At 70.9% G+C, this 20,417-nt stretch carries 19 protein-coding genes; 7 read left to right on the top strand and 12 right to left on the bottom strand.

Annotated elements, in window-relative coordinates; genetic code table 11:
• Positions 1-525: 525 nt before the first annotated feature.
• The 8 genes from A4R44_RS38755 to A4R44_RS38795 all read right to left on the bottom strand — a co-directional run bounded on the left by A4R44_RS38755 (position 526) and on the right by A4R44_RS38795 (position 9,363).
• Positions 526-714: a hypothetical protein gene (locus tag A4R44_RS38755; RefSeq protein WP_157905110.1), complete on the bottom strand. Its 189-nt coding sequence runs from the start codon at positions 712-714 to the stop codon at positions 526-528.
• A gap of 11 nt (positions 715-725) precedes the next feature.
• Positions 726-1,259, bottom strand: a complete 534-nt coding sequence (locus tag A4R44_RS38760; RefSeq protein WP_143132504.1) for a hypothetical protein — start codon at positions 1,257-1,259, stop codon at positions 726-728.
• 173 nt (positions 1,260-1,432) lie between these two features.
• Positions 1,433-1,717 carry a hypothetical protein gene (locus A4R44_RS51360; protein WP_157905111.1) on the bottom strand — a complete coding sequence of 95 codons (285 nt, stop codon included), beginning with the start codon at positions 1,715-1,717 and terminating at the stop codon, positions 1,433-1,435.
• Between the two features lie 760 nt (positions 1,718-2,477).
• Positions 2,478-3,041: an HAD family acid phosphatase gene (locus A4R44_RS38770; protein WP_067592481.1), complete on the bottom strand. Its 564-nt coding sequence runs from the start codon at positions 3,039-3,041 to the stop codon at positions 2,478-2,480.
• A 114-nt stretch (positions 3,042-3,155) separates the two neighbouring features.
• A complete protein-coding gene (locus A4R44_RS38775) occupies positions 3,156-4,076 on the bottom strand; it encodes a hypothetical protein (RefSeq protein WP_067592489.1) in 921 nt (306 codons plus the stop codon).
• A gap of 2,164 nt (positions 4,077-6,240) precedes the next feature.
• Positions 6,241-7,221, bottom strand: a complete 981-nt coding sequence (locus tag A4R44_RS38785; RefSeq protein WP_338080243.1) for an aldo/keto reductase — start codon at positions 7,219-7,221, stop codon at positions 6,241-6,243.
• A gap of 28 nt (positions 7,222-7,249) precedes the next feature.
• Positions 7,250-8,659 (bottom strand): MFS transporter, encoded by a 1,410-nt coding sequence (locus tag A4R44_RS38790; RefSeq protein ID WP_067592495.1) that lies wholly within the window; start codon positions 8,657-8,659, stop codon positions 7,250-7,252.
• A complete protein-coding gene (locus tag A4R44_RS38795) occupies positions 8,650-9,363 on the bottom strand; it encodes an alpha/beta fold hydrolase (RefSeq protein WP_067592501.1) in 714 nt (237 codons plus the stop codon). Before A4R44_RS38795 ends, A4R44_RS38790 begins: the two co-directional genes overlap by 10 nt.
• Positions 9,364-9,392: 29 nt before the next feature.
• On the opposite strand from A4R44_RS38795, the gene A4R44_RS38800 reads away from it, so the two are divergent.
• Complete coding sequence (locus A4R44_RS38800) at positions 9,393-9,869, top strand: Rrf2 family transcriptional regulator (RefSeq protein WP_067592504.1); 477 nt, start codon at positions 9,393-9,395, stop codon at positions 9,867-9,869.
• Between the two features lie 528 nt (positions 9,870-10,397).
• Here the strand turns inward: A4R44_RS38800 and A4R44_RS51365 are convergent.
• From A4R44_RS51365 to A4R44_RS38815, 4 genes are all read right to left on the bottom strand, one after another.
• On the bottom strand, positions 10,398-10,565 hold the full coding sequence (locus tag A4R44_RS51365; protein ID WP_232791968.1) for a histidine kinase: 168 nt from the start codon (positions 10,563-10,565) through the stop codon (positions 10,398-10,400).
• Complete coding sequence (locus A4R44_RS51370; protein WP_067592507.1) at positions 10,525-10,992, bottom strand: hypothetical protein; 468 nt, start codon at positions 10,990-10,992, stop codon at positions 10,525-10,527. The genes A4R44_RS51365 and A4R44_RS51370 overlap by 41 nt, the downstream gene beginning before the upstream one ends.
• A 389-nt stretch (positions 10,993-11,381) precedes the next feature.
• A complete protein-coding gene (locus A4R44_RS38810; RefSeq protein WP_067592509.1) occupies positions 11,382-11,981 on the bottom strand; it encodes an LppP/LprE family lipoprotein in 600 nt (199 codons plus the stop codon).
• Positions 11,982-12,392: 411 nt separating this feature from the next.
• On the bottom strand, positions 12,393-13,601 hold the full coding sequence (locus A4R44_RS38815; protein ID WP_095213879.1) for an ROK family transcriptional regulator: 1,209 nt from the start codon (positions 13,599-13,601) through the stop codon (positions 12,393-12,395).
• Positions 13,602-13,759: 158 nt separating this feature from the next.
• On the opposite strand from A4R44_RS38815, the gene A4R44_RS38820 reads away from it, so the two are divergent.
• The 6 genes from A4R44_RS38820 to A4R44_RS38845 are packed head-to-tail and all read left to right on the top strand — an operon-like array spanning position 13,760 to position 20,409.
• The gene (locus A4R44_RS38820) at positions 13,760-14,917 is read left to right on the top strand and encodes a tagatose-6-phosphate kinase (protein WP_067592510.1); all 1,158 of its coding nucleotides are present in this window, start codon (positions 13,760-13,762) and stop codon (positions 14,915-14,917) included.
• Entirely contained in the window at positions 14,914-15,399 is a 486-nt protein-coding gene (locus A4R44_RS38825) for a cupin domain-containing protein (protein WP_093575279.1), read from the top strand. Before A4R44_RS38820 ends, A4R44_RS38825 begins: the two co-directional genes overlap by 4 nt.
• 1 nt (position 15,400) lies before the next feature.
• A complete protein-coding gene (locus tag A4R44_RS38830; protein ID WP_067592511.1) occupies positions 15,401-16,522 on the top strand; it encodes a DegT/DnrJ/EryC1/StrS aminotransferase family protein in 1,122 nt (373 codons plus the stop codon).
• Positions 16,523-16,550: 28 nt separating this feature from the next.
• The gene (locus tag A4R44_RS38835; RefSeq protein WP_067592513.1) at positions 16,551-17,198 is read left to right on the top strand and encodes an HAD-IA family hydrolase; all 648 of its coding nucleotides are present in this window, start codon (positions 16,551-16,553) and stop codon (positions 17,196-17,198) included.
• The gene (locus A4R44_RS38840) at positions 17,195-18,319 is read left to right on the top strand and encodes a sugar MFS transporter (RefSeq protein ID WP_067592516.1); all 1,125 of its coding nucleotides are present in this window, start codon (positions 17,195-17,197) and stop codon (positions 18,317-18,319) included. The genes A4R44_RS38835 and A4R44_RS38840 overlap by 4 nt, the downstream gene beginning before the upstream one ends.
• Positions 18,316-20,409 (top strand): N,N-dimethylformamidase beta subunit family domain-containing protein, encoded by a 2,094-nt coding sequence (locus A4R44_RS38845; RefSeq protein ID WP_067592804.1) that lies wholly within the window; start codon positions 18,316-18,318, stop codon positions 20,407-20,409. Before A4R44_RS38840 ends, A4R44_RS38845 begins: the two co-directional genes overlap by 4 nt.
• Positions 20,410-20,417 lie beyond the last annotated feature (8 nt).

Genomic DNA, 20,417 nt, shown 5'->3' on the forward strand with positions numbered 1-20,417 from the left:
CAACGCCGACGAAGATCCACTGTGGCATTGCGGCGGTTAGGCTGGGGTAGCGGCTTCTCTCCTGATGCACCGGGCTGTGGGCAGTCGGCGGACCATGGAGATCGGGTTGCGGATCGCGACCGGCGCGCAGGCTGCGGCCTCGGTCTTCGGACGGGGCTGCTGCTGCGGAGTCGCCGAGAGCTTGGTCTTCGTCGCCAGAGCACCTCGGACGTGGCGTCGGAAAGGTGCTGCCGGGCAAACAAGTCACGGCCGACGGCGACAACGGCCTGCCGGGTCCATCGAATTGTGCGGACTCGAGCCTGGACTGATTGGCGAATGTGCCGCAGCGGCCATCCCACCTTCCTTGAGATTCAGCCGGTCTTCGTGCCAACCGGCCGAATCCTGCGGCTGTGCGGCCGCGCGAACGGGCAAGCGAACCGGCTGGCGGACGTCGGGTCGTGTCCTGAACCCGCGGGGCGGGCTGGAGATTCGGCTGTCCCAGCGACCCGGGACTGATCGGCGGCCCCGCAATCCGGAGCTGTTCGGTCAGCCCTTCCGGCGGGATCGACGCGTGAGCGTCTCGGCCGCGAAGGAGATCACGAGCACCGCGATCGCTGCGGTGAGACTGCCGAGTGCGGCCTGGTCCCAAGGCTCGCCGAAAAAGACGGTGAATCCGAGCAGCAGCACCAAGAAGAGTGCTGGGGGCGCGAACAGCCAGTACGTCCGGGATTTCACGTTGTCCTCCTTCACTCGTTCGGTGCCGCTCGCAGGCGCAGCAGGGCCTTGCCCAGCCTGGTGCGCTCATGCAGGAACATGATTGCGAGCCCGGTGAACCAGACCGCGCTGAGCACCGCGAGCCCATTGCCGAGGACCGCAGCGAGCACGCTGAACCCGGCAGCCGACCAGCAGGAGATCAGCGCGCTCTTGCGCTGGCGGCGGTGCTGCGCCAGCCGGTAGACCCCCAGCCGAATGGCCGCTTCGCGCAGCCGGGGGTCGTCCGGCCCTCGCCCGGAGCGGCTGGCGCGCGCGGCGCCGCGGAACTGCTGCCAGTTCAGCTCCTCTCCGGCGGCCCGCCACATCCCGCGCTCCGCCCGGGCGAACGCCGGTCCCGCCAGCGCGCCGAACGCCGCGCCCGCTCCGATGCCGATCAGCGTCGCGCCCCAGAAAGGGGCTTGCGGCAACGACACCGTCGCCGACAGCACCGTCATGCAGGCCGCGAACCATGCTCCGGTCAGCAGCCCGATCATTCCAGCCCGGCGAGATCCTCCTCGCGTCGTCATCCGTCCATCCTCGGCCGAACCGAGTGCCGCCGCCCGGCGACTACGCCTCGTGGCCTAATCACCAGGCCGCTCGGGTGTTCCGGTCGGGATTGGCGGCGACTGAGCCGCTGGAATCCCTGGCGAATGGGAGCTTCGCCGGTTGATTCCCACGCTCGGCGACTCGCGCTCCACGCTTACCGCACTGCGGTGCCGGGTTTTCGGATGTTCGCCGGTGACTGCGGCCTTCTGTTGCCTGGCAACACGTACTCCTTGTCGCTCAGCTGGCGGCGCGGTGCCGCGCAGTCGGGCCGCATTCCGGCTTGCCCGGTGGGGAGCGACCGGGCTCGAACAGCCATCCGCAGCGCGGACCGCGCACCGGAAACCTCGACGACATCGCTCACCGTGGACGCGCGGATCGTCGTGGCCAGCATGGACACTTGCCCGCAGTTCGCCAATGCGTGCTTTGAGCGCCACGACACTGCCCGACCTGCCGGACGAGGGATTGAGAAGGGCACCCGAAGCCGAGCACCTCCTGGCGACTGCGATTCGCGACGCGGCCGCCGCGCTGCCCACACATATCGGGCCGTATGCGGAACCGGCGGAGCGCGATCTGATGAAAGCTGATGGAACATCAGGCACCGCGCCGAGCCAGGCGGGCTGACCGGCGAGCAGCAGGAACGGCCCGGCCTCGCCTTGCGGCCGATCGAACACCGGCTGACGGAGCTTTTGCGACCACTGCGGGCATTCCGCGGCCGATCTGAACCTCGACCTCGGTGCACTGGGCACCAGCTGTGACCGTGTCGCCATGACCGCAGGTGACGATCGCTTGGGCCCGGCCCGCGATGCGTCGAGCCGTCCAGAAAAGGAATTAGTTACGGTTTACCTCAATCAGGTGGACTTTTGACAGATCCGGACAAAGCATCGTGCTTCGCCGAAGCATTCCGAGCAAGCCAGCAGCGCTCGTCGTTGCTGGGCCTATTCAACGATTCCTTCGCTGGACGGCGTCTGCCCGGGCGAAGAAACCACGAGTCGCGGGAGGACGAAGACCAGAGGCGCTGGAACCCGGCCTTCTCAGCTCAGGAGGCCACCGTCGCGAAACCAGCCCGCAAGATTCCGGAAGCATTGTCTCGCGCTCACGCCACGGACCGGGAGCCGACGAGCATATTTCCCGGAAAAAGAGTGATCTTTGCACGATTTATACTCCGCCGCGCGGTTTCGCCGCCGCCAGTCAGACGAGCGCTATGAGAGCTGCTCGTTGTAGTCGGGGAGCTTGAAGCCCTTCTCGTAATTGCCTCCGGTAAAATCGCCGGGGCGGTTCCCGACGTTGGCGATGATGGTGTATCCGGCTGCGGCGTAGTCCTTGCGGCAGCGCTGCTTGGTATCGGTGGCGTGCTTCTCCGAGCTTTTCCGGACGCAGACCCGGTCCACCGGGTAGCCGGCGTCGACCAGTGCTTCTTTGGCGTCCGAGGCGCTGCTGCGGTAGCTCGCCACCAGCACGGCGACACCTTTTTCTTTTGCGTGCTTGATGAAAGAGAGCACGTCGGCGGTCGGTTCGCCAGGGCGGTAATAGGTTTCGAGGGCCGTGTTGTCGATATCCGTGACCACAGCCAGCTTCTCGCCGCCCTGCGCGATCCTGCCGTCGAGGTACGCTGCGCCGCCCTGCATCGCCGTGTGCACGTCGGTCAGCCAGGTCTGGTAGCTGGGGACCCGGCTCGCGGACACCGCGGGCGATGCGGCGAGACAGGTCATGGCGCCGGCGATCACGCCCGCGGCCAGGACTCTTCCTGCACTGCTTTTCCTCATCCGCCTGCCTTCCTCTGGATCGGATTCGCGCTGCGAGAACAATGCGACTGGAATCTAACCGGTCGCAATCGGCCGGGAAACCCCTCCGGGAGAGCTTCCGTAAACAGAGATAAGCTATTCCCAGGTCCAGTGCAGGCCGTGGACTCCAGGAGTCGCGTTGCGCCGCGCCAGGCGGACGGTGCGCCGGAGGTCGGGCCGCACGTCGATCCAGCCGGTCGTCGCTCCCTCGGGAGTGCGGGAGCGCCACGTCCGGCACGCGAGCGGTTCCGCGCCGGACGCGAAAACGAAGCGGGCTCGGTAACGGGCGACTGATTCGGCGATCCGGCGGTGATGGCGGTCGGCGAAGGCAGGCCGGGGGTATTCCTGCACATAGGAAATGGCGAGCCGTTCACCGCGCCCGAGCGTCTTGGCCAGCACCAGTTCGGTCAGGGAAAAGCCCTCTTCCAGGAGGGTGAGGACGGTGCCCGGCCGGCACTGATCGCCACGCGAGATCAGCGGGGGCGGGGCGCCCGGCCGGCTCCGGGCCGCGACAATCATCGTGCGCGTCTCGTCGCGCCTCGCTTCGACCAGTTCCCGGACCTCGATTCGCTGGACGCACCGGTCCGCTGTCACGTGCAACGACTCGCTCAGATCGACTTTGCGAACAGGATCTTCCACGCCGCCGGGAAGCCGGGCGAGCAGCGACGGCAGGAAGGCAGGGAAGCCCCATGCGCGGTGAAGACGGTCGGCCGGTTTCGCCGAACGGACGCCACGGCCCCGCGGCCGGCCAGGACCGAGCAACCGAAGCAGGCATCCCGGGTGCAGCGCGAGTATGTCCTCCAGCAGCCCTACCGCCCGGAGCGATTCAGGCTTTTCCGGCAGGCTCCGCCCGCTCTGCCAGTAGCTCAGCGTCATGACGCTGAGCGAGACGCCCTTGGCACCGAGCCGGTACTGCAACTGGCGAAGACTCAGTCCGCGGCTGCGCGCGGCCGCGGACAGGGCGCGGCAGAACGGCCCGGCTTGCAGCGCTTCGGCGAGTTCGTCCTTCGTTGTCATGGTTCACCTCGCCCCGACAGTCTGAGAGACGCCGCCGGACCACACCACCGTCCTTCGTCTGGCCAGGACTTCCGGCCCGCCCGGACCTTGACGCTGTCCCGAGCCGTTGCCCACGGCACGCCGACGACCGGCTCGGCCCGTACTGTCACGCGGCTCCGGAACCGGCGCACTCCCCTGCCCGCCGAAAGCCCGATCGACCATCGTCAGCACTCGCATCCGCAGGTCCCCAGACCGCGATTCACGGCGGACTCCACCCGGCGCGCCCCGGTTCCGCGACGCTGGTACCCGGCGGCCAGCGTCCGCACAAGAGCACCCGTCCAACCGCCTCCGTGCCGCCCGGAATGCCGGACGAAGCGGACTGGATTACACGCACCCCGGCCCGCGTCGCCCTATCGGCATTTTCGCCGACTGCGGCTCCTTGGAATCCGGCCCGCGCCGGAGGCGCGACGTCCGGCGACCGGGCGCAGGTCCTGGACCTGCGCGGGCGCACAGCGTGCCGAAGCCGCGATGACGCATACGTTCGGCGCGGCCCGGACACGGCGATGCGGTCAGTCCGTTTCGCAGCAGTGGCCGGGAATGCAGACTTGCCGCGTCGGCCCGGAGTTCGGCACCGATTTCCCGCTGCGCGGAGAATCCTCTGATCAGCAGGCTCGGCAGGCACTCATGTTCTCCGGGCAAGAAGGAAGGCGCGCGCTGCGGTTGTCCGAGAAGTACGCGACTCCGGGCAGCGACGGCACTTCCTGCCCAGGAGTGAACGGAAAAACCGAACCGCCGCATGATGCCGGAGAGTTCTGCCGCCGCTTCGGCGGTGCCGGGACTGGCCGATAATGTCCTCAATGGACAGACCCCGATGCGAGACGGCGCGGAAGATCCCAGCCGAGGACCGCACGTAACCGATCATCGTCAGCGGATCGAGCGGGGCGGGAACTGGCCGCCTAGGGGATCTTTCACTGTCCGCGACAGGCAGCACCGTGGTCATGTGGTTGCCTCACCAGCGGTCCGGGGTGCGGAATGGTCGCTGTTCTGACTCGTGCTGCCGCAGCGCCAGCGAGCCAAGATCGGCTGCGGTGAAGTGCGCGCTGCGGCAAGTGTCGTCCACGGCAGGTCAAGGCCCGCTGACGTGACAGGGCATGGTTCACGAAGTGGCGGGACTCTTCACGCCGGGAGGACGTCCGGGCGCGGAAGAAAGCCAGTCTCGCGAAAAGGACGCGGACCCGCCCGCCGGAGCGTTCACGCCGTCGCACGGCTCTCAAGACGGTGCGGACCGACACACCTCCAACCGCTGGACAGACCACCGCGGGAGAACTCGCGCGGTGAGCAAGGCTTCCCAGCTACTGGTCTCAGCGGTCCCACCTTGACGATGAAGCACACGCAGCGCGGCCACCGTACGGGCCGCGCGCCGTCTCCGGACTTGTCATTGGTCGAGCCGTCCGTCACAGTCATCGAGGAGCGTGGGGCGAAATCACCGCTCGCCCAGCTGGACCTGCGCTGACCCCTGGTGCGCACCCGGTTCCAGCGGATTCTCCTGATCTCCGCGTGCGCGATCGATAGGCGGTGGCGCGCTCGGCATTGCGAGTAGCCAAGCCTCGGCATCGTGCCGTCTCGGCGAGCTGGCTTCCTTCGTGCAAACTGTTGCGCCAACGCGGAGCTTGCGCGCGCCGTGTTCGTCTCGCGTCAGTCCATGAACCTGGTGCTGCGTGGACTGGTCGCCCGCCCGGCGAGCACATCGCACGGCAGAGCCTTGCCCAGCCACCTCACCCTGGCAGGCCGAGAGCAGCTTCGGGCAGCCGGCACCGTCGTGGAGTCGGTCGAAAGGCGGATGCGCGCGCCGCCCTCCACGGCGGGGCTGGACCGCCTGCGCCGACGCACTGGCGCACTCCCGAACAGTGAAACCAAATCCGACCTGGTTGCTAACCTGCCCGCACTCGATCGTGCGCCAGAGCACCGGGACCGGCCGCCACCACCAGGCGCTGTCGCAACTGGCTTGCCGAGGCCGTGGTGCCCACCCGCTCCCGGCGACGGCCGCGCAACGACGCTGCGCCCTCGGTGACGCCGAGCAGAACCGCCGGCACCTCCTGCGCAGGACCGGGGTTTGACGGCGGCGCACGACACAGGACGTCGCGATGTTCGTCATGCGGTGCCGCGCGGCCTGTCGGGCAGCATTTCACTGGTCGATCATTGTCATGCTGTGCGTGCCGTAGCGGTCGCCGCGGGCACCCGCTGGGGGAAGGGCGGCGTCGATGCGGGCCAGGTCGTCGGGGGTCAGGCGGAGGTCGATGGCGGCGAGGTTGTCATGCAGGTGGGTACGGCGGGAGCTGCCGGGGATGGGAACGATGTCGGTTCCTCGGGCGAGAAGCCAGGCGAGGGCGAGCTGAGCGGGCGTGGCGCCGAGGTCGGCGGCGATCGCGCTGACGGCCTCGACGGTGCCGAGATTCGCGGTCAGGTTGGCTCCGGTATAGCGCGGGGCGGTGGCACGGAAATCTCCGGACGCGAAGCGCGTGCCGGCGCGAACCGCGCCGGTGAGCAGGCCCCGGCCGAGCGGGCTGTAGGCGACCAGGCTGATCGACAGTTCGCGGAGGGCGGGCAGGACATCGTCTTCGACGTGGCGTTCCCACAGCGAGTATTCCGTTTGCAGCACGGTGATCGGGTGCACCGCGTGGGCACGGCGCAGAGTGGCTGCCGAGACTTCCGACAACCCGATACGGCGCACCTTGCCCGCCTCGACCAGTCCGGCGAGCGCACCGACCGAATCCTCGATCGGTACCTGGGGGTCGATTCTGGCGAGGTAGTACAGGTCGATGTGGTCGGTTCGCAGCCGGCGCAGCGAGGCGTCGCAGGCCTGGCGCAGGTAGTCGGGGCGGCCGTCTGCCACCAGCCCGTCGGCGGTTCGGCGCACGCCGGTTTTGGTGGCCAGGACGGCCTTGTCGCGACGGGAGGCGAGGGCCGAGCCGAGTAGTTCCTCGTTGGCGCCGTCGCCGTAGAAGTCGCCGGTGTCGAAGAGAGTGATGCCGCCGTCGAGAGCGGCCGCGAGGGTGGCCCGTGCCTCGTCCGGGTCGGCGGATCCGTAGCTGCCGGCCATGCTCATACAGCCGAGCCCCAGTCGCGAGACGACCGGACCCGTGGTTCCCAAGTTGGTGGTGCGCATGGACATGTGATCTCCAGGTTGAGTGCGGTTAGCGCCGCGAAGTGCGGACAAGAAGCAGGAACACCAGTGCGATGAGGCCCAGGTCTGCCAATGCGATCCACTGCATGGCGCGGACCGTGCCGTCGTGCGGGACGACGGCGAAGAAGACGCTGCCGAGCGCCGCGACCCCCGCTGCGGCCGCGAACTGCTGGGCGGTGGTGAGCACGGCCGCGCCGATCCCGGCGTGTTCGTGCTCGACATCGACCAGACCCAGGCCGATGAGTCGCGGGAGTGTCAGGCCGTTGCCGATCCCGACGAGGGCGAGCGAGGCGATGACCCAGCCCAGTGCCGTCGCGATACCGGTGGTGTGCAAGCACAGGACGAAGCTGGCCAGTCCGAGTCCGGTCAGGACGGCCCCGACGGCGACGGCGCGGGCTCCGTGCCGGGCGACCAAACGAGAACTGAGGACGGAACTCACGGAGAACAGCGCGCCCATGGGAGCGAACACCAACCCGGCGGTGACCGCGTCCAACCGCAGACCCTCCTGCAGAAACAGGGTGAGGGTGAACAGAAACGACGCGAAGTAGGCCATGAATGCCGTGACGGTCCCCAGCCCGGCCCGGTAGGACGAGCGGCGCAGCAACGCCGGTTCGATCACCGGTGTGCCGCCGCGAGCGTGCAGGCGACGCAGCCACGCCGCCGTCCCCCACCCGGCGGGGATGCTCAACCCGAGGCAAGCCCAGGTCCAGGGCGGCCAGCCCTGGCTGTGGCCAAGAGTCAGCGGCACCATCACCAGCGCGAGTGTCGCGGCCAGGCCGATGGCGCCGACCGGGTCTTGGCGGCCGGGTCCGCCGGGGCCGGTGCGGGGCAGCAGCCGGTGCGCCAGCAGGACGACCGCCACGCCGACCGGGACGTTCACCAGGAAGATCACCCGCCAGCCGAGGCCGAGAAGATCGGCGTGCAGCAGCAAGCCGCCAAGGACCTGCCCGGCGATCGAGCCGAGGCCGCCCGCCACGCCGTACCAGCCGAGCGCACGAGTCCGCGCGCCGCCGCGACAGCTGACGGTGATGACGGCGAGCACCTGCGGCACCATCACGGCACCGGCCAGGCCCTGGGCCAGCCGGGCGGCGATGAGCTGGTCCGGGCTGGCCGCCAGCCCGCACAGCAGCGAGGTCAGCGCGAATCCCGCCACGCCGGCGACGAACACCGGCCGATGACCGAACCGGTCGCCCCATCGGCCGCCGGTGATCATCCCTGCCGCGTAGGTGAAGGCGTAGCCGCCGACAATCAGCTCCAGCGCGCCGGCGTCAGCGTGCAGACCGTGCGCGAGCGAGGGCACGGCGACGTTGACGACGAACAAGTCGAACTGGGCCAGAAACCACGCCGACAACAGCACCACCAGCGTCGGCCCACGCAGCCGGACCGCCGGGCCCAGGGTCGTCGTCGCGGTCACCAGCATCGCCCGGCAGCCGAGACGAACCCGTCGAAATCGTCATGGTGGATCACGTGCCCGGCCCCGGGCACGGTGCGGACGACGAACCCGTCGCCGGCCAGCCGAGCGGCGGCCTGCGGCGGGACTACCGGGCTCGGGTCGGCCAGCACGACCAGCGCGCTCGTCCCGGACGCGACGGCGGGCCAGTGTGCGAGCTGACGGCGGACCAGGCCGGCCGTCGCCGGGTCCCATCGCCCCAGCGCGGCGAGTGTGGCCTGGCGGGCTGCCTCCGGCCAGCGGGGAGAGGCCGCCCGCAGCTGTTCGGCTGTCGCGTTCCGGCGAGCCTCGAACGCTCTGGCGACCTCTTCGGTCCCCGCGGACCAGGCCGGGTCCTCGTAGATCACCTTGGCGGGACGAATCCGGTCCACGGCCATCGAGACCAACCGCCCGCCAAGGGAGTGGCCGACGATCAGCTCCGGGCCCGGCGGCACCGCGGCCACCAGCGCGTCGGCCATCTCCTCGAACGTGTAGCCGGGCCATCGCGGGCTCCGGCCGTGACCGGGCAGGTCGACCGCCAGCACCTCGTAACCGCGCCCGGCCAGCTCCGGCCCCAGGCGCGACCAACTGCCCGAGTCGGCACTCATGCCGTGCACCAACACCGCCACCTGGCCGCCGGCACCCCACCGGCGGACGTGCAATCCGCGCACCTTCACCCCAGTTATTACAGACATTTAATGACCGGAATAGCTATACTCGGGTCATGAAGCTTTCGCAAGGAGTGGAGTGGGGCCTGCACTGCGTCACGCTGCTGGGCCTGGCGCCCGCGTCCGCCAGCGTCCGCCGCGACACCCTGGCAGGACACTACGGCCTGCCCGAAACCGTCCTGGCCAAGCATCTGCAGGCCATGGCCCGAGCGGGGCTCCTGCATGCGGTCACCGGCCCCAAAGGCGGCTACCGGCTGGCCCGGCCGGTCGCCGCGATCACAGTGCTGGACGTCGTCGAGGCCATCGAAGGATCGGCCGCGCCCTTCGTCTGCCAGGAAATCCGGCAGCGCGGCGCCGGCGCCCTGACCACGCGCCAGTGTCGCGAACCGTGCGCCATCTACGCGGTGATGAACGAGGCCGACCAGGCCTGGCGCGCGTCTCTGCGGTCGGTGACCGTCGCCAACCTCCTGGACCGTCTTCCGCCCGGCATCCGCGAACGCAACCAGTCCCTGCTCGCCGAGGCCGTCTCGTGAAGCCCGCGAAGTCCTCGGAGACCGTCGATAAACCTCGGCGCGCTGGGCGCCGCGGCCCTGCTCGGCGAGACGGCCGCCTGCGCAAACTCGGACCGCGCGTTCATGCCAGTTTTCCGGAGCAGAACTTGAGCAAAGCCATGCTTTCGAGGACGCCGGCCGGTGTTGCTCCTGCGGACTTGCGATAACCGCAGGTCAGTGACATCCGGCCACCGCGATACGGGGCAGCGCCACAACACGCGCGACCCGCCGGACGCGCTTCGCCATGCCTATCAGCGCGGGAAAGAAAATTCCCGGCGGCAATGAAGTTGAACTCTCGCGGCTTTAGCTCGATCGTCGCACCCATGAGGCACCAGTCAGCCCCTGACCGCGATTCACTACTAAATCGCCCCCGCTTGCAGGCAAGGCGAAGTCCAGGTCGCCGACTTGGGCTTGGCCCGCCGCGCGGGCTCGAACCAAGAATCCGCCGGTTCATTCTTCCAAGCAGCTTCGCGAAATCGATGAAATTCGATCCAGCTGGGACAGCTTCACCTATCCATGACCTGATTCGACGGCAATCAGCCTCGCCCGATCGCCGCCCTGGCGCTGGGCGACGCGGTGCGCGGCCTGCGCCCGCACGACGATCCCGGTGATCTGGTGCTCGACCAGGTCGTGCAGCTCACGCGCGAGCCGCAACCGTTCGGCGGGCAGCCGCGGCACCGGCGCGGGCGTCGGCGTCACGCAGCAGCAGCCCGACAGCCAGCGCCGCACCCCACGCGACGGCGGCGGCCGCGGCGAACAACGCTGTGGGCGAGCCGAGCACCGTCGCGACTCCGCCCAGCACTGCCTGCGCGAAGGCGGGTCGCGGCCGCAAACGGTGGCACGCCGAGCCGACAACCAGCGCGATCGCGAGCGCCTCCGCTCCGCTCGGCTGGGGCGGCAGCCATTGCCCGAGCGCGGCGACAAGCGCGGTGCTGACCAGCGATAACCGCGACACCGCTGTCGCAACCGCCGCGACGTGCCCGGGGAACCGTCGCCGCAGCACGGCCACGACCGGACCGAGACCGGGCGCGAACTCGGCGGCGACCGTCGCTAGCCACCCGGTCGCCGGACCGGAACGCGCGAACAGCACGGCGTCGACGGGCACCAAGGACGATCAGCACCGCGATCTCGGCCACGAGCGGGCCCCGCCTGCCGGTCCACGGGATAGCGCTCATGCACCGATCGTGCCCGGTACCGCTCCGGACCGCCTCCTGCGGGTGCGAACCCGAGTCGGCCGTGCGAGCGAGGCACCGGCGTGGTTCACGGTCCGCGCCGAGACGCCGCTGCCGCCGGACATCGGCCTCGGTGTCCACAAGCGACAGATCCAGCGCATGGGAACAGCCGCGGGCACGCCCGGCCATGCCCGCACGAAGCCCCGTCGCACCGGAATTGCCCAGTCAGGCCGACGAAACCCGCTCCCGCATGCGCGAGGGACGCCGGACGAGCTGGATAGGTGTCCGACGGCAGGGCATCAGGCCCGGCGACGAAGAAGGGCTACCGGCGGCTGTGGTCGGCGCTGGGGTCGTCGGTCGGAATCGGGTCCAGCGGCTCCAGCTTGGACCCGGTCCAGTGGTAGCGCACGTCCGCCGCCCCGCCGGTGTTCTCCGCGTTGGGGTCATTCGCCTGGTACAGCTGGTAGGAGAGGGTGATCGTGGTGCTGTCCTGTGCTTTCTTGCTCATGTTGGCGCTGGGCGTGGCGGTGTCGGTGCCCAGGAACCGGCCGTCGTGGAAGAAGAAGGCCATCTGGCTGGACGAAGTCTGCGCGTCGGACTTGAGCGCCACGATGACGTTGAGGTCCTTCGGCCGCGGCCAGGAGGTGTCGGAATTGGGGGTGTAGCCCTTGCTGCGCACGAGCTTCTCCGCCGCGGGCAAGGACGCGTCCGCGGGCTGCTCCGCCGGGGCCGCCGCGCTGCGGGAGGGCCCGGAGGTCTTCGCCGAGGCGGGAGACGGGTCGTGCGGTGCCGACTTCGCCGCCCCGCCGGCCGCACTGCTGGCGCTCCCGGCTCCCGCCTGGTTCCCGCCCCCGGCACAGCCCGCCAGCACGAGTGCGAGTGCGCTGATGCCAGCAACGCCGATGACGCGGCCGGTAGCCATGATGCCTCCTAAGTCAGGTTGCCAGCTATTGTTGATCACTGTTCAGGAGACGCGCGAGGCGGCTGACAGTTGCCCCGGCGGCCGCCGCTCCGCTGACCGGGCCAGTTGGCCGCGGTGTCTCGCGGGCAGATCTTCGCCGGTGATGTGCGAGATGGCCGGGCCGGCAGGGCAGCCGACGTCTCCGGTGCCGCCGCTGCGAAGGGTCCTGGCCGGCACGCCCGGCCACGACGCATCGGGACCGTCGCGACGATGCGCGATGCAGGATCTCTTGGGCACGACGGCCTGGCCTGCGCTTCGCTCTGCAAGCGTGCTCGCCAGCTCGATCGTCGCCACGGCGCACCGTCGAGTGCGGACTCCCGCTTCACGGCACACGCGAGGACAGCTCAGTCTTCTCCGAACCGTCAGTGCCGCCTAGGCCGGTTCCGCCAGCAAGCGCGGGCAGGCGAGCAACGGGCCGAACGCATGCTCCACCGCCCCGCTGAGGACCGGGCCGGCGACGGTTCCCGCCACCACGGCCGGATCTTGTGCGCGCGCCACGACCGAGGCCGCCAGTTCCTCGTGAATCCGGCCCGGGGCGACCCGGAGGTACTCCCCCAGCACCCCGCTCAGCACCATCCGGTCCGGGTCGAACAGGTTCGCCAGGCTCGCGAGTGCCCGGCCGAGGCACCGGGCCGCCGCACCGATCCGCTCGGCCGCCCCCGGCTCGCCCGCCGCCGCCCGGCGGAACAGCTCCTTGACCTCGGCCGGGTCTCCCGGGTCGGCGGGCGTCCGGCCCAGCAGGGCGCGGCCGTCCGCCGAGACTTCCAGGCAGCCGCGCATGCCGCACGGACACCGCGGGCCGGCCGGGTCGACCACGACATGCCCCGCCTCGACCGCGTTTCCGGCCCCGGTGAACGAAACCCCCTGCTGCAGCACGGCTCCGCCGATGCCGATGTGCTCGCAGGCCAGCATCAGCAGGGTGCGCGCACCGCGGCCGGCTCCCCGGCGGTGTTCGGCGAGCGCGGCGAAGGAGGCGTCCTTGCCGACGTCGACCCGCGGGATCTCCGGCAGCTCGGCGGCGAGGATCTCCGCGGCCGGGACCGCGGTCCAGTTCAGGTGCAGGGCCGAATGAACCAGCCCGTCGGTCGCCCTGACCATGCCGGCCAGCCCGACCGCCGCGCCCGCGCACGGACGGCCGCTCTCCTCGACCGCCTGGCGCATCCGGGCGGCCAGCGCCGAGAGCGCCCGTCGCGGGTCGCTTCCCGGCGACGGCAGCGGGATCCGCCGCCGGGGCCCGGCCGTGCCGCCCAGTCCGGCGACCGACAGTTCGGCCTCGCTGGAATCCAGTCTGCCCACGACGACGACCGGGCCCGCCGGGTCCGGGCGCAAGAGCGGGGACGGCCGCCCGCGCACGGCTCCGCCGCCGGCGGCCTGACGCGCGGCCGGGCCCAGCTCGATCAGCCCCAGTTCGACGAGTTCCGCGACCGCCTCGCCTGCGGTGCTGCGCGGCAGATCCAGCCGGGCGGTCGCCTCGGCCCTGGTCAGGCCGCCGGTCCGGTGGACAAGGTCCAGCAGCCTCGCCGCGGCGCCCTCGCTCGGTTGGGGGTATGCCGACGTGGTCTGAACCACTACTTTGTTCATCGGGCGAACATAACTGGTCGTGACCGATCCGGCCAGCCGTTCGCCCGGGAGGAGCGTCTCGGACGTCTCCCAACCCTCTCGTCGCAAGCCCGCCGGTGCGCTCGCGACCAGCGAACACTTCAGGCCATCAGCTGGTTCGGAGCAGAGGAGAAGGCCAGATGACCAGAAACGGACCACCCCGGATGCCGACGCTCGGTGTCGGGCCGATGTCGAAGAACGCCGTGGACGCCACCGTCGAGCTCGCGCGGGACCACGACACCCGGATCATGCTCATCCCCAGCCGCCGTCAGGTCGAATCCGCCGCGCTCGGCGGCGGGTACGTCGAGCGCTGGACCACCGACGAGTTCGCCGGCTACGTCCGCGACCAGGACAAGGACGGCCTGCTGCTGCTCTGCCGCGACCACGGCGGGCCCTGGCAGCACCCGGCCGAGCGGGCCGGCAACTACTCCGAGGAGCAGGCGATGGCCGCCAGCCTCGCCTCCTTCCGCGCGGACATCGAAGCCGGATTCGATCTGCTGCACATCGACACCTGCCTCGATCTCGACGGCTCCGCCGCGCTCGAACGGGCGATCGCCCGGCTGGTGCAGCTGTACGGCGAGTGCCACGAGACAGCCCGGGAACTCGGCCGCGAGGTGCGGTTCGAGATCGGCTTCGAGGGCCAGGGCGTCGACACGAACGACCCGGCCGAGTTCCGCGACCAGGTCACCGAAGTGTGCTCCCGGCTCGCCGCCGACCGGCTGCCCGCTCCCGAGTTCGTCGTCGCCCAGACCGGGACGAAGGTGCTGGAGACCGAGAACACCGGCGCGCTGCTCACCGCTCCGTCCGCGGTGGGGTTCGCGGTCGCGCAACTGGCCCGCGTGTGCGCGGACGTCGGCAGCTCGCTCAAGGCGCACAACGCCGACTACCTCCCCGCGGAGTCGCTGCGGCGGCTCATGCAGCGCGGGGTGGCGGCGGTGAACGTCGCGCCGGAGTTCGGCGTCGTGGAGACCCGGGCGCTGCTTGAGTTGCTGGACGAACTGGGCCTCGCCGCCGAACGCGACGAATTCCTGCGGATCGCCCACGATTCGGGCGCGTGGCGGAAGTGGCTGAAACCCGGCACCACGACCTCCGACCACGAGCGCGCGGTCATCGCCGGGCACTACGTGTTCGCCACCGGCGAGTTCCGCGAACTCAAAGACCGGATCGCCGCCCAGGCCCCCGGGATCGACCTCGATGCCCGGCTGCGCGCGGCGGTCTACGCGGCCCAGCTGCACTACCTCGTCCACACCGGCGCGAGCGTCGCGCCCGTCCTCGCAGAAAGCGTCCGCACGGCATGACTGTCTCCAGCGATTACCTGCACGAGATCTTCCCGGCGGCCGGCGCGAGCGGCCCGGGCCTGGCCACCGGCGGCCTCACGATCACCTCGCTGAACGAAGCGAAGGTCGTGCGCAAGGGCTGGGGCGAGGAGCGGTGGCTGGTCTCGGAGGACGCGCCGTTCGGCTTCAAAGTCATCCACCTCAAAGCCGGCGAACGCACCAGCTTGCAATACCACGAGCAGAAGGAGGAGGCGAACCTCATCGTGCGCGGCGAAGGCGTCCTCCGCTACGCCGACCGCGCGGGCGAAGACCTCGCCGCCCGCGCGTTGGCCCCCGGCGACATCGTGCACGTGCGGCCGCTCGCCGTGCACCGGATCGAGGCGGCCACCGACCTCACCCTGGTCGAGGTTTCAACCCCGGAACTCGACGACGTCATCCGGCTGTCCGACGATTTCGGGCGCGGCGACGGACGCGTCGCGGCCGAGCACGAGGGGCGGGACTGACGTGGCCGAATACCGGGTCGGCCGCTACGACTATCCCGGCCAGCTCCCCGGGCTGGACGACGAACTGCTGCCGTCGATCCGCGAAACGCTGCTGCGCGGCGACTACGTGCTCGGCGCGGCGGTCGACCGCTTCGAGCACGCGTTCGCGAGCTACCTCGGCGCGCGGGACGCGGTCGGCGTCAACTCCGGGACCGACGCGCTGATCCTCGCGCTGCACGCCCTCGGAATCGGCCCCGGAGACGAGGTGATCACCGTGGCCAACACTTTCCACGCGAGCGCACAAGCGGTGGTGCGCGTCGGCGCGACGCCGGTGCTCGCCGACTGCGGTCCCGGCGACTACCTCATCGACCTCGAACAGGCCGAAGCGGCGATCACGGACCGCACCCGGGCCGTCCTCGTGGTCCACCTGTTCGGGCAGTCCGTCGACATGGCGGCCGTGCACGCACTGGCGAAGCGGCACGACCTGCTCGTGCTGGAGGACTGCGCACAGGCGATCGGCGCGTATTCCGGCGGAGTGCGAGTGGGAACGACGAGCGACGCGGGATGCTGGAGCTTCGCGCCGTCGAAGAATCTCGCGGCGGCGGGCGACGCCGGGGCGATCTCGCTCGGCGGAGCCGACGCCGACCGCCTCGCCGCGGTGCTGCGGCGGCTGCGCCACTTCGGGCAGGACAAGCAGAACGAGCACCGCGTGGTCGGGTTCAACTCGCGGCTGGACACGCTGCAGGCACTCGTGCTCGGGCACAAGCTCCCGCAGCTGGACGAGTGGACCGCGCGGCGGGTGGCGGTCGCGGCCGAGTACCGCGAGCGGCTCGCCGGGCTGCCGGTGTCCTTTCAGGACGGTGCGGGCACCGGCGAGCATGTCTACCACCTGTTCCAGCTGCGCACCGAGCGAAGGGACGAACTGCTCGCGCATCTGCGGGAAGCGGGCGTAGACGCCGTCGTCCGCTATCCGCACCCGATCCACCTGCAGGAGGCGTTCGCGTTCCTCGGGCACCGGCGAGGGGACTTCCCGGTGGCCGAGGACCTCGCCGGCACCACGCTGTGCCTGCCGCTGTTCCCGTCGATGACCGCCGACCAGGTCAGCCTCGTCTGCGACGGTGTGCGGGAGTTCTTCGCCCGCTGACCGCTTTCCCGCACAATCAGGAGCGACCATGCCCATCAGCCTGACCCTGCCGGACCGCGTCGTCCTGTCCTGTCGCGCCGTGCTGTTCGATCTCGACGGTGTGCTCGTGGACTCGATGCCGACAATCGTCCGGCAGCTTCGGGAATGGGCGGCCGGGAGGGGCCTCGAACCGGACCAGGTCGTGGAACTGTCGCACGGGCGCGGCAATCTCGACCTGGTCCGGCTCGTCGCACCGGCCCTCGACGCGGAGCGGGAGGCGCGGCTCATGGAGGCACGGGAAGTCGACGACGTCGACGGCATCACCGCCCGGCCGGGCGCCCGCGCGGCGCTCGAAGCGCTGCCGCCTGCCGCGTGGGCGGTGGTGACCTCGGGCAACGACGGGGTCGCGCGGGCCCGGCTCCGCGTCGCGGAACTGCCCGTGCCCGGCGTGCTCGTCACCGCCGACGACGTCGCCAAGAGCAAGCCGGATCCCGAGGGGTATCTCGCCGCCGCCGCCCGGCTCGGAGCCCGGCCGCGGGACTGCGTCGTGTTCGAGGACGCGCCGGCCGGGATCGCGGCGGCACGGGCGGGCGGAATCCGTGTCGTCGGAGTGGCGGGCACCCTCGGCACGGCCGAACTGGACACCGAACACACCGTGCCCGATCTCGCCTCGGTCGGCGTGGTTTCGTGGCAGTGACCGGAGTTCGGGAGCTGCCGGGCGTCCGGCTGGGCAGCGCGGCCGCGTTCCCGCTGTTTCTGGCCCTCGGCGCGGCGACAGCGGGTCTCGGCGCCGCGCTGCCCGCCGTCACCGAGCGGTTCGCCCGCACCGGCGATTCGGGCGGGCTGCTCGTCAGTGTCTACAACGCCGGCGCACTGCTGGCGATCGTCGGCTGCGGCGTGCGCAAACGGTCTGTCGCACCCCGCCGCGAACTCGCTGTCGTGATCGGCTTGTTCGCCGCGGGCTGCGCGGGCGCCGGGTTCGCTCCCTCGTGGCCGGTCCTGCTGATCTCGATCACGGTGGCGGGCTGCGGCTACGGCGGCGCGGTGCTGCACGTGAACACCGCGTTCGCACGCGGATCCCGGCACCGCGCGGTACTTATGCTCAACCTGGTCAACGCGACGTTCGGGATCGGCGCCGTCGCAGGCCCCTTCGTGGTCGGGCTCATCCCAGGCCCGGACGTGCCCGCAGTGTTCCTCGGCGTCGGCGCGCTCGCTCTGCTGTCCTTCCCTGCGTACCGGTGCGCCGACGGCCCGGCCGGCGAACCTGGTGCCCGCGAAGGGAAACCGGCGTTCGCGGTGCTGGCCCCGTTCCTGGCGCTCGCGTTCTGCTACGCCGGGCTGGAGACCGGCATCGGGGCCTGGGCCGCGACGCACCTGACCTGGACCGGGCTGACCCCCGCGGCCGCCGCGCAGTGGGTTTCGCTGTACTGGCTGGGGATCACCGCCGGCCGGTTCGTCGTCCCGCTGTTCGCGCGCGGACCGCGGCGGATCGTGGGCTGGTGCCTGCTCGCCGCCACAGCCGCGACCGCCGTCGCGGCTGTGCCCGCCGCGGCCCCGTATGCCTATGCCGTGGCCGGGTTCGCGCTCGCGGCGGTCTTCCCGACCGTGATCGCGTGGCTGGCGACGCTGGTCACGACCGTCCGGCAGGCGAACGCGATGCTGCTGGTGGCGGAGATGGCGGGCAGCGTGACCCACCCGCTGGCGATCGGCTGGCTCGCCGGGGCGTCGCGACCGGCGACGGTCCCGCTCGCCATCGCCTGCCTCGGCGTTCTCGCGCTGGCGGCCTCGCGATGGGCCCCGCGCCCGGTGCCGGCATGAGCGTCTTCGGGTATCTCGACCGGTTCTCGTTCAAGCCCGGCGACGAGGTCGCGTGCCGGTTCACCTCGGCCGGCCCGGTCACCGCGGACCTCGTCCGGCTGATCCACGGCGACGCCTCCCCGGCGGGCCCGGGCTTCCGCAGCGAAGAGATCCGCGCTGTCCCGCCGGTCACCGCGGCCGGCGGCGAGCAACCGATCCACCCGGGATCGTTCCTGCGCGCCGAAGAGGTCGTGCCGGCCGGGACCGCCGCCGTCCGGCTTTCGGTGCTCGCCTGGCCTGCCCTGCCCGCCGCGGGCACCCCGCAGGGTCTGCTCAGCCTGACCACAGCGGACGGTTCCGCAGTGCTTTCCCTCGCCCTGGACGAAACCGGTCATCCGCACCTGCGCACGGGCGACGGCGCGACAGCGGCCCGGCTCGGCCGGCCGCTGCTCAAGCGCCGCTGGTACCGGCTCACCGCCACCGCGAACCAGGACAGCGCCGAGCTCACGGCCGTCCCGCTCGACCCGGTGCCCGGGGACGAGGAACCGGGTCGCGCGGTCGGGCCCGGGCTGAGCCTCGCCGGCGCGTCCGGCGCGGTCGCCGCCGCGGTGGCGGCGCTGCCCCGCCCGATCGGCTGTTATCACGGGAAACTCGAACGTCCCGAGGTCCGGGACGGCACCGGGCTGACCCTGGCGAGCTGGGCCTTCGAGCGGGAGATGACCGGCGACCGGGCGATCGATGTGTCCGGCCGGGAAAAACACGGGTGGCTGGTGAACGCACCCGCCCGAGCGATGACCGGACCTGGCTGGACCGGGCAGACGCTCGACTGGCGGACGGCGCCGGAGCAGTACGGCGCCGTGCACTTCCATGGTGACGACCTGGCCGACGCGGGCTGGGCGGCCGGTGCGCTCCTGCGCCTGCCCTCAGACCTCCGCAGCGGGATCTACGCGGTCCGGCTGCGCTCCGGCGGGCACACCGACCACATCCCCTTCGCGGTCCGCGCCACGGGCAAACCGGCGGACGTCGCCTTTCTGCTGCCGACGTTCACCTACCTCGCCTACGCCAACGAACAGACGGGCGACCCAGCGGTCATGACCCACCCGCTGGACGTCGCGCTGCGCGAGCATCCCGGCTTCGGCAAAAGCCTCTACGACCGCCACCTCGACGGCTCCGGCATCTGTCATTCGACAGCGCTGCGGCCCATCCTCACGCTGCGTCCGGACTACCGGCACTGGCATTACGACGCGCCGCGGCACTTCGGAGCCGACCTCTATCTCGCCGACTGGCTCGAACACGCCGGCGTCGAATTCGACGTTCTCACCGACCACGACCTGCACGCCGAGGGCGCGGCCGCGATCGAGGGCTACCAGGTGGTGCTCACCGGGTCGCACCCCGAGTACCACAGCTCGGCGACGCTCGACGCGCTGCACGGGCACGTCCGGGCCGGCCGGTGCTTGATGTACTTGGGCGGCAACGGGTTCTACTGGGTGACTTCGTCCCGTCCGGCGCGGCCGGAGATCATCGAGGTGCGCCGCTCCAGCGGGGTCCGCAGCTGGGAAACCGCGCCGGGCGAAGGGCACCACGCGAGCACCGGCGAGCCCGGCGGCCTGTGGCGGCACCGCGGCCGCTCCCCCAACGCGCTGACCGGAGTCGGCATGGCGGCGCACGGCTGGAGCGAGCGCGGCCGCGGCTACCTGCGCACCCCGGCCTCCCGGGATCCGCGCTGGGCATGGGTGTTCGACGGCATCGCCGAGGACGTGCTCGGCGATTTCGGCCTGGTGATGAACGGCGCGAGCGGCGACGAACTCGACCGCTGCGACCCGGCGCTGGGCAGCCCGCCGCACACGGTGGTGCTGGCGACCTCCCAGCCGCACGACGAGAACTACCACCAGGCAGTGGAGGACGTGATGGAGATCCGGCCCGGGCTCAGCGGCCCGGGCAACCCCGCCGTCCGCTCCGATCTGGTCCTCGTGGAACACACTTCCGGCGGCGCGGTGTTCTCGGCCGGTTCGATCGCGTTCCTGGGCAGCCTGTCCCACAACCGGTACCGCAACCCCGTCTCCCGGCTGATCGCCAACGTCCTGGACAATTTCCGCGGCCGCGGCCGGTAACCGCCGGA

The sequence above is a fragment of the Amycolatopsis sp. M39 genome (assembly GCF_001651785.1).
In the GTDB taxonomy this organism is placed as follows: Bacteria; Actinomycetota; Actinomycetes; order Mycobacteriales; family Pseudonocardiaceae; genus Amycolatopsis; species Amycolatopsis rubida.